At 66.6% G+C, this 14,686-nt stretch carries 12 protein-coding genes; 4 read left to right on the top strand and 8 right to left on the bottom strand.

The window, feature by feature from the left end:
• Positions 1-47: 47 nt before the first annotated feature.
• From WC585_RS07290 to WC585_RS07275, 4 genes are all read right to left on the bottom strand, one after another.
• Positions 48-668, bottom strand: coding sequence for a hypothetical protein (locus WC585_RS07290; protein ID WP_373257002.1), 621 nt, complete (start codon positions 666-668; stop codon positions 48-50).
• 46 nt (positions 669-714) lie between these two features.
• Complete coding sequence (locus tag WC585_RS07285; RefSeq protein ID WP_373257001.1) at positions 715-1,653, bottom strand: pirin family protein; 939 nt, start codon at positions 1,651-1,653, stop codon at positions 715-717.
• An 11-nt stretch (positions 1,654-1,664) separates the two neighbouring features.
• Positions 1,665-3,020, bottom strand: a complete 1,356-nt coding sequence (locus tag WC585_RS07280) for an SMP-30/gluconolactonase/LRE family protein (protein WP_373257000.1) — start codon at positions 3,018-3,020, stop codon at positions 1,665-1,667.
• A 104-nt stretch (positions 3,021-3,124) separates the two neighbouring features.
• Entirely contained in the window at positions 3,125-3,613 is a 489-nt protein-coding gene (locus WC585_RS07275; protein ID WP_373256999.1) for an Lrp/AsnC family transcriptional regulator, read from the bottom strand.
• 148 nt (positions 3,614-3,761) lie between these two features.
• Between WC585_RS07275 and WC585_RS07270 the strand changes: the two genes are divergently transcribed.
• The 4 genes from WC585_RS07270 (at position 3,762) to lpdA (ending at position 9,776) form a co-directional block, all read left to right on the top strand.
• Positions 3,762-4,997 carry a 3-methyl-2-oxobutanoate dehydrogenase (2-methylpropanoyl-transferring) subunit alpha gene (locus WC585_RS07270; protein ID WP_373256998.1) on the top strand — a complete coding sequence of 412 codons (1,236 nt, stop codon included), beginning with the start codon at positions 3,762-3,764 and terminating at the stop codon, positions 4,995-4,997.
• Positions 4,998-5,053: 56 nt separating this feature from the next.
• Positions 5,054-6,124, top strand: a complete 1,071-nt coding sequence (locus WC585_RS07265; protein ID WP_373257192.1) for an alpha-ketoacid dehydrogenase subunit beta — start codon at positions 5,054-5,056, stop codon at positions 6,122-6,124.
• 1 nt (position 6,125) lies between these two features.
• A complete protein-coding gene (locus WC585_RS07260) occupies positions 6,126-7,844 on the top strand; it encodes a 2-oxo acid dehydrogenase subunit E2 (protein WP_373256997.1) in 1,719 nt (572 codons plus the stop codon).
• A 534-nt stretch (positions 7,845-8,378) separates the two neighbouring features.
• Complete coding sequence (gene lpdA, locus WC585_RS07255) at positions 8,379-9,776, top strand: dihydrolipoyl dehydrogenase (RefSeq protein ID WP_373256996.1); 1,398 nt, start codon at positions 8,379-8,381, stop codon at positions 9,774-9,776.
• 36 nt (positions 9,777-9,812) lie between these two features.
• Here the strand turns inward: lpdA and recF are convergent, their stop codons facing one another.
• From recF to dnaA, 4 genes are all read right to left on the bottom strand, one after another.
• Complete coding sequence (gene recF / locus WC585_RS07250; RefSeq protein WP_373256995.1) at positions 9,813-10,961, bottom strand: DNA replication/repair protein RecF; 1,149 nt, start codon at positions 10,959-10,961, stop codon at positions 9,813-9,815.
• Between the two features lie 41 nt (positions 10,962-11,002).
• Positions 11,003-11,518, bottom strand: a complete 516-nt coding sequence (locus WC585_RS07245; RefSeq protein WP_373256994.1) for a hypothetical protein — start codon at positions 11,516-11,518, stop codon at positions 11,003-11,005.
• Positions 11,515-12,633: a DNA polymerase III subunit beta gene (gene dnaN / locus WC585_RS07240; RefSeq protein ID WP_373256993.1), complete on the bottom strand. Its 1,119-nt coding sequence runs from the start codon at positions 12,631-12,633 to the stop codon at positions 11,515-11,517. The genes WC585_RS07245 and dnaN overlap by 4 nt, the downstream gene beginning before the upstream one ends.
• Before the next feature lie 175 nt (positions 12,634-12,808).
• Complete coding sequence (dnaA, locus tag WC585_RS07235) at positions 12,809-14,230, bottom strand: chromosomal replication initiator protein DnaA (RefSeq protein WP_373256992.1); 1,422 nt, start codon at positions 14,228-14,230, stop codon at positions 12,809-12,811.
• Between the last annotated feature and the right edge of the window lie 456 nt (positions 14,231-14,686).

Below are 14,686 nucleotides of genomic sequence, written 5' to 3'. Positions count from 1 at the left end.
GACTGAGGACCGGCAGGTCCGCGCGCCCAGTGGGCCCCAACACCTTCTCAAGGACCTTTGGCGCGATATTTGAGCCGTCGTCGTCGCTCGGCGCGGCTGAGGCCGGGCTCGTCGGGGTCGGGTGGGGTGGATGCAGCGGGAGCGGGTTTTTTCGAGTGCACTGTGTGCACTTGCGGCTTTCGAAGCGGATTTTCGGCCTGGATCTGGCGGATCATCGAGGTGGCCTGGGCCTCTATGCCGCGAGCCGTGCGGGTGATGGCCCGCATCTCTTCGGCCGAATTCCAGTCGCGCTCGCGGGCCTCGCTGCGTTCGGCAGCCAGCAGCATGGCGTGGACCCGCATCCATCGCATCGCCTCGGTCGAGCGACCCGTATCCAGCGCATGGGATACGCGCCGCCAGGCCTTGTCCAGCATGCGACTGCGAGGTTCGGCGGGCGAGTCCAGATCGATGTCGTCCTCGACCGGATCGGGCGCGGGCTGATCCGAGCGACGCCAACAGCCCTGACGCGCACGAACCTTGAAGGCGGACAGGCCTAGGTCGTGGCGGCGGCAGACCTCTTCGGCCGTGGCCCCGGCCAGATAGTCATCTCTGGCCCTGTCCCAGACGATGTCCGGGCGGATACGTCGGGGCGCAGAGGCGGATGCGGGTTCTGGCGAGGCATCGGTCATGCGCACAGGCTGACACGACGCTGCGTCAGAATCGGTCGTGCGTCGCTTACACCGGGTGGGTCGGCTCCGGCTTCGGCGCAGGCTCCTGCGTCGAGGGCACGTCAGGCAGGGGGATGAACTCCAGAGAGTCATCGTCTGGCAGGCTCATGCGCCCGGCCTTCCAGTCGGCCTTGGCCTGATCCAGTCGGGCCTGGCTGGAGGAGACGAAATTCCACCAGATCAGCCGCTCGCCGACCGGCTCCCCGCCCAGGACCATGACGCTGGACGGGCGGATGGCCTTGATGGTCGGCTCGGCGTTTGGCTCCAGCACGACCATCTGACCCTCGTGGAAGGTGCGGTCGCCGACCTCGATCTCGCCCTTGGCGATATAGAGGGCGCGTTCGGAATAGCCGCCGGAGCCGACGAAACTCTTGCCCGGCGGCGGCGCGGTGCGCACCCCCTCGGCCAGTTCCCAGTGGATGTAGAACAGGGGCGACGAGGTCTTCACCGCCGCCCTGGCCCCGTAGGCCTCGCCCGCGACCAGCCGTGCGAACAGGCCGTTGTTGTCATAGGCGGGCTGATCCGCTTCGCCGTGGTGATGGAAGCTGGGATCGACCTCCTCGGCCTCGTCCGGCAGGGCGATCCAGGCCTGCATGCCGTGCATGGGACCGCCTTGCGCCTTCTTCAGCGGATCGGTGCGCTCGGAATGGACGATGCCCTTGCCGGCCGTCATCCAGTTGACCTCGCCCGGACGGATGGCCTGGGTCGCGCCGGTATTGTCCCGGTGCATGATCTCGCCCTCGAACAGATAGGTCAGGGTCGACAGGCCGATGTGGGGATGCGGGCGGACGTTGATGGCCTCCGACCCCGCTGCGAACTCCGCCGGGCCCATCTGGTCCAGGAAGATGAAGGGGCCGACCATCCGGCGGCTGTGAAACGGCAGCACGCGTCCCACCTCGAAGCCGCCAAGATCCTTGCGCCGCGCGTCGATCACCATCTCGATCATCGGTGTTTCCTTCAGTCGAGCCGCAGGCGCGCAATGATACCCGGGGCAGGTTCAGGCGTACGCAGCGATCCGTCAGCGGCGAAATCACTCCATTGCGAGCGTGATACAAACACGAGTTCACCCCCTGCCACCAGACCTGTCGTGGGTTCGGCGATCTGAGGGAGATTGGCGGCCAGCACCTCTACCGTATCGATCCGCGTCCAGTCGGCATCGGGCACAAGCCTGAGGACCCGTTGGGGGGCGGTTCCATTCTGGAGCGCGTAGAGTGACTGGCCATCTGTCATCAGCCCATCGATGCCGATCAGGCCGGCATCCGCAGGCACCACCATGCGTGAAGGTACGCCGCCGCCGAGGGCGACCCGCCACAGGCCGGAGGAATAGTCGGCGATCACCAGCGCCGTGCCATCCGGCGTCACCACCAGCCCCTGTGGCGAACCCAGGGTCCCCGAGGCGACGAGGGTTTCGAGCGCCGCTCCGGACGGGGCCAGGCGATAGACCTCACCGGCCAGACCGTCGGACACATAGACGGTGCCATCAGGGTGGACCGCGACATCACCCAGGCCATGTTCACGAGCCTCGAGCCCGGGTTCATCAGGCACGGGATAGACGCCCCGGACGCGGCCGTCGTCCAGGCCGATCTGCAGAAGGGCCGCCGGGCCGGTCGGGCCCTGGCGGGCATGAACGGCGGGTGGAGCCGGACTGCTGGCGGCCCACAGGACCCCTGTATCGGTATCCAGTGCCAGTCCCAGGAGGCCTTCGATCGAGGGGGTCGCACCGACAAAGGTCGTGAACTCTGTGCCTCGAAGCCTGAGGATGTCACGTCCGGCGACCCGGGAAACAAGCCAGCCCTCCCCGGCTTCGTCACGCACGACGCCTTCGATCAGGCCCGCCCCCGGCACGGAAGCCAGGATCGACAGCCGATCGGCACCGATGGGCAGCGCGTTGGCCGTGATCCGATCCGCAGCCTGCGCAAAACCCGGCATGTCCGACAGGGCCGACAGGGCCGCGTCCCGTTCAAGATTCATGATGAAGCCTGCACGCGCATAGCGCTGCAGATGGCTGATCGCGCCTGCCCCGTTTCCTCGCGCCGCGTCGACCCGTGCCTGCAGCGCCATCAGACCCGGGTGATTGGGGATCCGCCCGTCGGCCTGGGCCAGCAAGGCCGCCGCGAGGTCCAGATCATCGGCGGTGGCGGCTGCGATGGCTTCGGTGCGGAGACGACGAAAGGCCATGACGTCGCTCTCGGTCGCAGGCGCGGCGCTCTGGTTTCGGGTGTGCACCTCTCCAGATTGGCTCCCGGCGACAGCGGGGCCAGGCACCAGGCAGGCGGTGCCCAGCATCGCAAGCGTGAGCGACAGGCTCTTCACGCGCAAAAACAATCCGTGCGGCATATCCCCTCCCAGGTGACGAAGCCGCAGCTTTGCAGTTCCGGGCACCGGAATCCACCAGGCCTGGCGAGAGGAGGATACGGCTAGCCGACGTGAGGGGTGACGATACCCAGCGGCAGGGTGGTGACGTTCTTCACGCCGCGGGTGACGATGTGGCTCTCGCAGTCCGAGACGATGCCCAGGCTGAGCAGCTTGTTCCTCAGAAACTGGTCGAAGGCATGCATGTCGGAGGTGATGATCCGCAGCACATAGTCCTCGCGCCCGGTGATCGTCGCGCATTGCACCACCTCGGGCCATTGGGCCACGGCGGCGTCGAAGATGTTCAGGTTTTCGGTGGACGGCAGGCTGAGCTTGACGATGGCATAGACCTCGAAATCCAGGCCCAGCAGGCCCGCGTCCAGCAGGGTCACACGCTTCCTGATGAAGCCCGTGTCCTCCAGCCGCTTGATCCGGCGCCAGCAGGGCGAGGCGGACAGGCCCACACGTTCGGCGACCTCGGCAACCGACAGTCCGGCGTCCTGTTGCAGGATATCCAGGATGCGGGCGTCGACGGGATCCAGATCGTCAGCCAATGCGTTTCTCCCATTGTTATTATAGGGCAATAAAATACCCGTGAACCGCAGAGTGCAAGGTGAAATTGGGCGAGCCTTGGCCAGCGCCTCATGCTAACACGGCGATCACGAGGAAAACGCGGTCGGATCAACCGGACAGCAGGACGGAATGAACAAGCCCAATAGCCAACCCCTGTCGTTGCGTGTGCCGGAGCCTTCGGGCCGTCCGGGCGACCCCACCGATTTCAGTCATCTGAAACTGGACGAGGCCGGAGCCGTCGACCGGCCCGAGGTGTCGACCGCGCCCTATGACATGCGCGATCACGCCTTTCGCCTGGTGCGCGTCCTGGACGATCAGGGACAGGCCGTCGGGCCGTGGAATCCGCGCCTGGACGCCGAGACCCTGAAGAAGGGCCTGAAGGCGATGATCCTGACCCGCGCCTTCGACGACCGGATGCATCGCGCCCACCGCCAGGGCAAGACCAGCTTCTACATGAAGTGCACGGGCGAAGAGGCCATCGCGGTGGCTCAGGGCATGATCCTGTCGCGCGAGGACATGGGCTTCCCGACCTATCGCCAGCAGGGGCTTCTGATCGCGCGCGGCTATCCGCTGGCGACCATGATGAACCAGATCTATTCCAACGCCGAAGACCCGATCAAAGGCCGCCAGCTGCCGATCATGTATTCGGCCAAGGACTATGGCTTCTTCACCATCAGCGGCAATCTGGGGACGCAGGTTCCCCAGGCCGTGGGCTGGGCCATGGCCAGCGCCTACAAGGGTGATGACAAGATCGCCATCACCTGGATCGGCGACGGCGCGACGGCGGAGGGCGACTTCCACAACGCCCTGACCTTCGCGGCCGTCTATCGCGCGCCGGTGATCCTGAACATCGTCAACAACCAGTGGGCCATCAGCTCCTTCCAGGGCATCGCCGGCGGTCTGGAGACGACCTTTGCGTCCAAGGCCATCGGCTATGGCCTGCCCGCACTGCGGGTCGACGGCAACGACTTCCTGGCCGTCTGGGCCGCGACCCAGTGGGCCGAGGAACGGGCACGGACCAATCAGGGCGCGACGGTGATCGAGCTGTTCACCTATCGCGGGGCCCCACACTCCACCTCCGACGATCCCAGCCGCTATCGTCCCGGCGACGAGCACGAGAAGTGGCCTCTGGGCGATCCGGTCGTGCGCCTGAAGCAGCATCTGATCGCGATCGGCGAATGGTCGGACGAAGCTCAGGCCGAGGCGGAGGCCGATGCGGTCGCCCAGGTCCGGGCCGCCGGCAAGGAATCCGAGGCCATCGGCACCCTGGGTCAGTCGCGTCCCAGCGTGAAGGAGATGTTCAACGAGGTCTTCGCCACCGAAGACTGGCGTATCGCCGAACAGCGCGGCGAGGTCGGGGTCTGATCATGAGCGAGCAAACCTTCACCGAGTCCGACCGCACCGACGGCATCGAGCCCGATATGGTCGACCAGAATGCGGCCCCGAAGTCCGAGACCTCGGACAAGCCGGGCGTTCAGCCGATGAACATGATCCAGGCGCTGAACTCGGCCCTGCACGTCAAGATGGCCGAGGACCCTGACGTCCTCAGCTTCGGCGAGGATGCGGGCTATTTCGGCGGCGTCTTCCGCGTCACGGACCAGCTGCAGCAGAAGCATGGGCTGACCCGCAGCTTCGATGCGCCCATCAGCGAATGCGGTATCGTGGCCGCCGCCATCGGCATGGGGGCCTACGGTCTGCGTCCGGTCGTGGAGATCCAGTTCGCCGACTATATCTATCCCGCCTACGACCAGATCGTCAGCGAGGCGGCCAAGATGCGCTATCGCTCGGGCGGTCAGTTCACCAGCCCGATCACCATCCGCAGCCCCTATGGCGGCGGCATCTTCGGCGGCCAGACCCACAGCCAGAGCCCTGAGAGCCTGTTCACTCATATCGCGGGGCTGAAGGTCGTCATCCCGTCCAACCCCTATGACGCCAAGGGTCTGCTGACCGCCGCGATCGAGGACGACGATCCGGTCGTCTTCTTCGAGCCGAAACGCCTTTACAACGGCCCCTTCGACGGCTGGCACCAGAACCCCGTCAGCCCCTGGAAGGCGCAGGATCTGGCCCAGGTCCCGACCGGCAAATATGTCGAGCCGATCGGCAAGGCGCGGATCATGCGCGAGGGCAGCGACGTCACCATCCTGGCCTATGGCACCATGGTCTGGGTCTCGCTGGCCGGGGCCGAGCATGCGGGCGTGGACGCCGAAGTCATCGACCTGCGCTCGCTCGTGCCGCTGGATATCGAGGCCATCGAGGCCAGCGTGAAGAAGACCGGCCGCTGCGTCATCGTGCACGAGGCCCCCAAGACGTCAGGCTATGGCGCGGAGCTGTCGGCCCTGGTGCAGGAGCGGTGCTTCTATCATCTGGAAGCCCCCATCGCCCGCGTCGCCGGCTGGGATACGCCGTATCCTCATGCCTATGAGTGGGAATATTTCCCCGGCCCGCAGCGCGTTGCCGATGCCCTGAAGTCCGTCATGACGGGAGGTCGCTGAGATGGGTCGTTTCGTCTTCAAACTGCCCGACGTGGGCGAAGGCACCGCCGAGGCCGAACTGGTCGCCTGGCATGTGAAGGTCGGCGACACGGTCGAGGAAGACCAGCTGCTGGTCGACGTCATGACCGACAAGGCGACGGTCGAACTGACCTCGCCCGTGGCCGGCAAGGTGACGGCCCTGCACGGCGAACCCGGCGTGATGTCGGCGGTCGGCTCGGCGATTGTCGAGTTCGAGGTCGAGGGGGCGGGGAATGCGGCGGAGGCCGCCGAGCCTTCTTCTGCGCCTGCCAGCGCGGCGGAACCAGTTGCTGCAGAACCTGTCGCGTCCGCTGCTCCGGTTGCAGAGCCCGCGCCTGCGGCGACGTCCGGCAACTACGTCTTCAAACTGCCCGACGTCGGTGAAGGCACCGCCGAGGCGGAACTGGTCGCCTGGCACGTCGCGGTCGGCGATGCGGTCGAGGAAGACCAGCTTCTGGCCGAGGTCATGACGGACAAGGCGACCGTCGAGCTGACCAGCCCGGTCGCGGGCACGGTCGCGGCCCTGCATGGCCAGCCGGGACAGCAGATCGCCGTGGGCGGGCCGCTGGTCGGGTTCGATGTCGAGGGCAAGGGGAATGTGGCGGCTGCGCCGCAACCTGCTTCGGTTTCCGCGCCTGCCCCGGCCCCCTCCACCGCGAAGACGCGGTCCGGTCGTCAGGCCGGCTCCGCCGACCTCTCCTCCACCCCCGATGGGGGAGGAACTAAATCGTCCCCGACTCCCCATTCTCCCCCCGTTGGGGGGAGTACCCGCGAAGCGGGGGAGGGGGCCAAGGCCCGCACCCTCTCCGACCGCAACCAGCGCCCGCTGGCCTCCCCCGCCGTCCGCAACCGCGCCCGCGACATGGGGATCAACCTCCAGTTCGTGCCCGGCTCCGGCCCCGCGGGCCGGATCGACCATGCCGATCTGGACGCCTTCGTGTCCGGCGCGAGCCAGTCATCGTCCGTGTCCGGAGCATCGGCCTCGACCTATGCGAAGGCCGAGGGCACGACGGAGGTCCGCATCATCGGCCTGCGCCGCAAGATCGCGGAGAAGATGGCCGAGAGCGTGCGGCGCATTCCGCACATCACCTATGTGGAAGAGATCGACGTCACGGCGCTGGAGGAACTGCGTGCCCATCTGAATGCCCAGGCCAAGACGACGGGCAAAGGAAAGCTGAACGTCCTGCCCTTCATCGCCCGCGCCATCGTGGTGGCCCTGCGCGATCAGCCGACGATCAACAGCCACTATGATGACGAGGCCGGGGTCCTGACCACCCACGCCGCCGTGCATCTGGGCATCGCCGCCCAGACCCCGAACGGCCTGATGGTGCCGGTGGTGCGTCATGCCGAGGCACGCGACCCTTACGACACCGCCGCCGAGATCGCGCGCGTGTCGGGCGCGGCCAAGGACGGGTCGGCCAAGCGCGAGGAACTGTCCGGCTCGACCATCACCATCACCTCGCTGGGCACGCTGGGCGGGGTGGTCCACACCCCGATCATCAACCACCCGGAGGTCGCCATCATCGGCCCCAACAAGATCGCTGAGCGGGTCGTGGTGCGGGAGGGCCAGATGGTCGTGCGCAAGATTATGAACCTGTCCTCCAGCTTCGACCACCGCATCGTCGACGGCCACAACGCGGCGGTCTTCGTCCAGCGGATCAAGGGCCTGCTGGAGCATCCCGCGACGTTGTGGATGGGCTAGGGCGGTGCTTCGGCTGATCGCGGCGCTTGTTATGGCTACCTGCGTGAGCTCGTCAGCATTTGCCTGCACAATCATCACATCGGCTGAAGATGAGCCGCCGCCAGGGTTGAGCGACACTGAACTGCGCGCTTTTGTAGAGCGTCGGATTCAACGTGACGAATTGGCCAGACAGCGAGCGCTTTGGAGAGATGCTGACTACGTGTTTCTTGCTGAGGTACGCCTGCTTCGAGTGATCGACGAGAATCGAATAGCGACGAGCCTCTCGCCGGTGGTCTCGCTAAAGGGAGTGGTGAGCAGGCAGCAAATCGGCGATGTCTACGCGCCGAATTTTGGCAATAACTGTGGCTCGACCCCTTACCCGGCGATAGGCGAGTCTGCGATATTCTATGCTCGAAAACTCCCTTGGTGGCGCCGTCTTTTGAACCGGGGGCGGCCGGAAATCGTCTCAGCCGTGCCGCTCTGGATGGTCACTGACCGTCAAATCCCCACTCAACTTCGGGCTGCTGCCGCTCGGCTTCGCAAGACAGAACTTCAATGACCCAGACCCTCAAAACCAAAGTCCTCATCATCGGTGCTGGCACCGGCGGCTATGTCGCCGGTATCCGCTGCGGCCAGCTGGGGCTCGACACCATTCTTGTGGACGGCGGCGACGGGCTGGGCGGGACCTGCCTGAACGTCGGCTGCATTCCGTCCAAGGCCATCATCCATGCGGCGTCCAAGTTCGAGACGGTCAGCAAGGCCGCCAATGGCGGGACGCTGGGCATCACCGTGGCGGACCCGGTCATCGACTTGGCCCAGACGGTCACCTGGAAGGACGGGATCGTCAGAAAGCTGAACGGCGGGGTCGCGGCCTTGCTGAAGAAGGCCAGGGTCAAGGTCATCAAGGGCTGGGCCCACTTCTCCGACGCCAAGACCTGCACGGTGAAGACGGATGACGGCGACATCGTCATCAGCGCCGAACACGTCATCCTGGCCACGGGGTCCGAGCCGGTCGAGCTGCCGTTCCTGAAGTTCGGCGGCGACGTCATCTCCTCGACCGAGGCCCTGTCGTTGGATGCGGTGCCGGAGCGGCTGGTCGTCGTCGGCGGCGGCTATATCGGGCTGGAGCTGGGCATCGCCTATCGCAAGCTGGGGGCCCAGGTCGCCATCGTCGAAATGGCCGACCGTATTCTGCCGCTCTATGACAAGGCCCTGACCGATCCGGTCGCCAAATGGCTGGAGAAGCATGGCGTCGAACTGCATCTGGGGGCCAAGGCCGGCGGGTTCGGTGACGGGCAATTGTCCATCACCACGCGCGACGGCACGCCGATGCAGCTGCCCGCCGACAAGGTGCTGGTCACCGTGGGTCGCCGTCCGCGCACCAAGGGCTGGGGTCTGGAAAACATGGGCGTGACCATGGACGGGCCGTTCGTGAAGATCGACGACCGCTGCGCCACCAACATGAAGAACGTCTGGGCCGTCGGCGACCTGACCGGCGAACCCATGCTGGCCCACAAGGGCTCGGCCCAGGGCGAGGTGGTGGCGGAGATCGTCGCCGGACATGACAGGCGGTTCGACCCGGTGACCATCGCCGCCGTCTGCTTCACCGAACCGGAGATCGTGTCCGCAGGTCTCGGTCCGCTGGACGTCGAGGGCCGCGACGACGTGATCCAGGCCGTCTTCCCGCTGGCCGCTATCGGCCGGGCGCTCGCCATCGAGGCGGGCGAGGACGGCGGCTTCGTGCGCGTGCTGGCATCGAAGTCCGATCACCGCCTTCTGGGCATACAGGCCGTCGGTCAGCATGTCGCCGAACTTTCGAACAGCTTCGCCCAGATGCTGGAGATGGGCGCGGTCTTGGAAGATGTCGCGGGCGTCATCCACGTCCACCCGACGCTAGGCGAGGCCTTCCACGAGGCAAGCCTGCGGGCCCTGGGGCATGCGATCCACATCTAGATCAGCAGAGCTTTTCCTGTCGTCGCCGGGACGTCTTCACGCCACATCGAACCTGCCGTCTGCCACGCGGACAAACTGTGCACGCCCCCTGAGCGGGGCAAACAGCTCTGCCTCCGTGCCTGTCATGAAGGCCTGCAGACCCAGGGCCTCGATCTCGTCGAACAGGGCGGCGCGGCGCGCGGTGTCGAGGTGGGCGGGGGCTTCGTCGAGCAGGAGGACAGGGGGTGCGCTCTGGTCTGCGAGGCGGGTGATCTGGGCGAGGATCAGATTGAGGACCAAGGCCTTCTGCTCGCCGGAGGAGCCCTCGGCGGCGGGGCGGTTCTTCTCGCGGTGAAGCGCGGTCAGATCGGAGCGGTGCGGGCCAAACAGGGAGCGGCCGGCGGCGGCGTCACGCGGGCGGGCGCGGGCCATGCCATCGCGGATGTGGGCGGCGATGGCATCGGCGTCGGAGCCGGTGGCGGCAAGGCCCTCCGCCTCTCCGGTCAGGCCCAGATCGGCCTGGGGGAAGGGGCGGTCGGCGCGGGCGTCGATGGCGGTCTGGAGCGTGGCCAGGGCACCGGCGCGGGCCAGGGCGGCGCGGGCCCCGGCCTCGCCCAGGCGGATCTCCAGGGCATCGAGCCACAGGGGGTCGGCGGCCAACCTTCCTGAAGAGTTTTGGCCCTCGGCCCCGTCGGTCAGGAGGCGCAGCCGCTCGCGCAGGGCCTTCTCATAGGCCGAGACGGCGGCGGCATGGGACGGGTCGGCGGCGAAGACCAGCCGGTCGAAGAAGCGCAGGCGCTCGGCGCGGGCGTCGGAGAACAACCGGTCCTGTTCCGGCGTGGCCCAGACCGGGCGCAGGTGATCCAGCAGGCGGCCGGGCGGCGCGGTTTCTCCGTCGATGCGGACGATCCGGCGGGCGGCCCCTGCGGACTGGACGCCGGTACCGAGTTTGGTCTCGCCCTCCGCGTCAGTCAGCACCGCCGCGACGGCCCAGGCCCGGCCGGTCGCCTCGCCGGGTTCGCGCCGGCCCATCTCCGGTGCCGTCGCTCCGCGCAGACCCTTGCCCGGCGTGAACAGGCTGAGCGCCTCCAGAAGATTGGTCTTGCCCGCGCCGTTCGGCCCGTGAAGCACGACCGTGCCCGCCTGGATCGGCAAGGTAGCCGAGGCGTAGGAGCGGAAGTCGGTGAGGGTGAGGGTGGTGATCAAGGGCCGACCCTACAAAGTTATCATTGCGAAGACGTCGATCATCATGCGTAACGCAGCCGCCATTCTTCGAGCTGGCTTGCGAAGTCTTCAGGGCGACCCGGCCAACCGAAACCGATTGCCTGTTGCAAGGCTCCATCTGTCGAGCCGAGCGGGTTCGCGCCACGCCTGTAGCGAAAGCCGACAAACTGCCGATGCCGCCGACGGTCATAGCCGACCTCGATCGCCTCGATGTCCCGCCACGCGACGGTTGCGCGAGACAATAACCCGAAAATCTCTATCCCATCGGCTGTCAGCACCAGATAGGGCGGTCGAAACAGACTGACGACAAGCCCTCCGATAATCGCAGAAATCAAGATGGCGCTGAGGCCGAGAATAAGCGCAACAATCGTCTGTACCGGGCCGCCCAGGTCGGCAAACACCAGAGCATTTGAACCCGCCAAGACAGGGTAGAGGCTTGCGCCGAGAAAGAGCACCAAGGCGATCATGATCGAGAGCGAGATCAGAGTCTTGCCGCGATCTACCCTTACGACGACGCCCTCGGCCTCGACTGCGGTCACACCCGAAGCGGCATCAACACATACTGCACGCCCGGATCGCCCGGATCGAGCACCAGGGTCGGGCTGGCGGGGTCGGCGAATTTGAAGTGGGCGGTCTCGCCGGTGATCTGGCCGGCGACGTCCAGCAGGTAGCGGGCGTTGAAGCCGATTTCGAAAGGCTCCTCGGAATAGCCGATCTCGACCTCCTCGACCCCCTGCCCGGCCTCCATGTTGCGCACGGTCAGGGTGACCCGGTCCAGGTCGAAGGCCAGTTTCACGCTGCGGCTCTTCTCGGCCGAGATGGTGGCCACGCGGTCGACGGCGGAAGCGAAGACCGCGTTGTCGATGTCGGCCTGTTTGTCGTTCCCCTTGGGGATGACGCGCATATAGTCGGGGAAGGCGCCGTCGATGACCTTGGAGGTCAGGGACGCCTGGCCGAACTCGAAGCGGATCTTCTGGGGCGACACCATCACCTCGACCGGGCCCGAGCCGTCGTCCAGCAGGCGGCGGACCTGATCGATGGTCTTGCGCGGCACGATGACGCCGGGGCTGCCGGCCGCGCCCTCGGGCGCGGGCGTCTCGGCCAGGGCCAGGCGGTGGCCGTCGGTGGCGACGGCGCGCAGCAGGGGAATGCCGGCCTCGGCCACCGTGTGCAGGTAAAGTCCGTTCAAATAGTAGCGCGTCTCCTCGGTCGAGACGGCGAAACGGGTCTTGTCGATCAGCCGGGCCAGGTCTTCCTTGGGCAGGGCGAAGCGGGAGCCGGAGGTGTCGGTCGACATGACCGGGAAGTCGCCTGCGGGCAGGACCGGCAGGTTGAACTTGGACCGTCCGGCCGAGACCGTCAGGCGAGGATCGTCGCCGTTGTAGGTCAGAGAGACCTCGGCACCGTCCGGCAGCTTGCGGATGATCTCGTACAGGGTGTGGGCAGGCGCGGTGATCTGACCCTCGACCTGGACCTGGGCCTCGGCCTCGTCAACCATCTCCATGTCCAGATCGGTGGCGGCAAAGGCCAGCTTGTCGCGCCCGGCGGACAGCAGGACGTTGGACAGGATGGGGATGGTGTTGCGGCGTTCGACGACGCTCTGGACGTGGCCAAGGGCCTTGAGGAGCGCGGATCGTTCGATGGTCAGCTGCATGTGGTCTCGCCCGCCGGCGGCGACTCAGGCGTCGCCGCGAAGATAAGGGCCTTGGACACTAGCGGATTGGTGGCGGGGAGCAAGGAAGGGTCTAGGGGCTAGGGGTTAGGTTCCAGGGAGGATGTCGCGGGCACCTGTGGACAATCCCTAAAACCTAGAACCTGGACCCTGTTCCCTAACCTCTCAGCTTGCGCGTCAGCGTCTCGACGTCCCGCGCGATCTGGTCGTCGGCGGCGATCAGTTCCTCGACCTTGCGCACGCCGTGAAGAACCGTGGTGTGGTCGCGGCCACCGAAGCGGCGTCCGATGTCGGGGTAGGACCGGGTGGTGTGCTGTTTGCACAGCCACATGGCGATCTGGCGGGGGCGGGCCACGGCGCGGGTGCGGCGTTCGCTCAGCAGGTCGGCCTGTTTCAGGCTGAAGTGGTCGGCAACCGTCTTCTGGATCTCGTCGACGGTGATGCGGCGCTCGGGGCCCCCGCGCAGGGCAGAGCCGAGCAGGCCTTGCGTCTCGTCGACGCCCAGGGTGGACAGGCGGGCGCCGGCGACGGCGGCCAGGGTGTTCACGGCCCCCTCCAGCTCGCGCATCGAGCCGGGGGTGCGGTCAACCAGATGTTCCAGCACATCGGCCTGGACCTCGCCCGAGACGACGCCGAGACGGGCCAGGGCCTGCAAACGGTTGCGGGCGACGGCCAATTTCAGCTGGCGGTCGGCGGGCTCGACCGGGCAGGTCAGGCCCGAGGCCAGATGGCTGCGCAGGCGCGGCTCGACCTCGGTCAGGGCCATGGGCGGGCGGTCGGCGGACAGCACGATCTTCTTGCCGTCCTCGATCAGGCAGGTGAGCGTGGCCAGCAGCTCTTCCTGGGTGGAGGCCTTGCCGCCGACGAACTGGACGTCGTCGATCAGCAGCATGTCGGCGCTGCGCAGGCTTTCCTTGAAGGCGGCAGTCGAGCGGTCCTGCATCGCTCGCACGAAGGTCGACAGGAAGCGTTCGGCGGTCAGATAGACCACCTTGGCGTCCGGACGCAGGCGCTGGGCCTCCCAGGCGATGGCGTTCAGCAGGTGGGTCTTGCCGTAGCCATAGGGGCCGCAGAAGAAGATCGGATTGAAGTGGCCGTCGGCCCAGGCGGCGGCCTGGCGGGCGATGGCCAAGGCAAAGGCATTGCCCTGGCCTTCCACGAAACTGTCGAAGGTCAGCCGGTCCTGCAGGCCGGCGGCGCGGACGGCGCGCTCGCCATCGGCCACGGGGGCCACGGTCGGCATCGGGATGGGGGATGAATGTGGTGTGGGCACGGCAGCACCCTCGGCCCGGCCGGCGGCGACCTGGGAGGCAGGAGCGACAGAGCCCATCTCGGCACGGCAGCGGACGTCCAGACGGCGGTTCAGGCCATCGAGGCCCAGCCACAGCTCATTCATGCGGCGCAGGGCGTTCTTGCGCACCCAGTCGCGGGCATAGGCGGTCGGCGTCACCAGGATCAGCTGGCCGGCCCCATCGGCGCGCACGGCCGACGGCGCAATATAGGAGCTGAAAGGCCCGTCGCCGATCTCGGCCCGAAGACGGCTCGCCGCCTCGGTCCAGATGTGATCCGGATCCGTCATCCCCGCCATCATTGCGCCCCCAGTCATCGTTCAGCCACCCGCATTAGAAACCCATCACCGAACACGCTTCGCAGAGCCGCCTGAGCCAAGGCACGACTTCTCCGGTCCCTCGAAGCGGTGCTTCAACGGTGGGGTCGAACTCTTGAAAAGGCGTCTCACGCCGCCGCGAAATCAGGTCTCGCGCCGTCTTCATCCGTGAGGGGATGGAAGTGCGTCAGAGCCCCAAACTTACGCCCCGAGCGGGGGGCGTCAACGCTGATTCGCGGTCAGAATTGAAGTTAAAATCGTTGACTCCGCTAAAGCCCGGAGCGGCTTGGAAAAAAACCGTGTTCACCATAATCGGCGACCCGATTCCGCGCTCAATCGCTTAGCCGCGCACGTGCCAACGGCGAGAGAGCCTGAGCCCTCTCGCCGTTGAAATCACTGATCTTTACAATGACAGGCCTATGAAAGGCC

This window comes from Brevundimonas sp., assembly GCF_041648055.1.
GTDB lineage: Bacteria > Pseudomonadota > Alphaproteobacteria > Caulobacterales > Caulobacteraceae > Brevundimonas.
The sequence above is the reverse complement of the archived record's forward strand: the minus strand, read 5'-3'. Positions and strand labels throughout refer to the sequence as shown.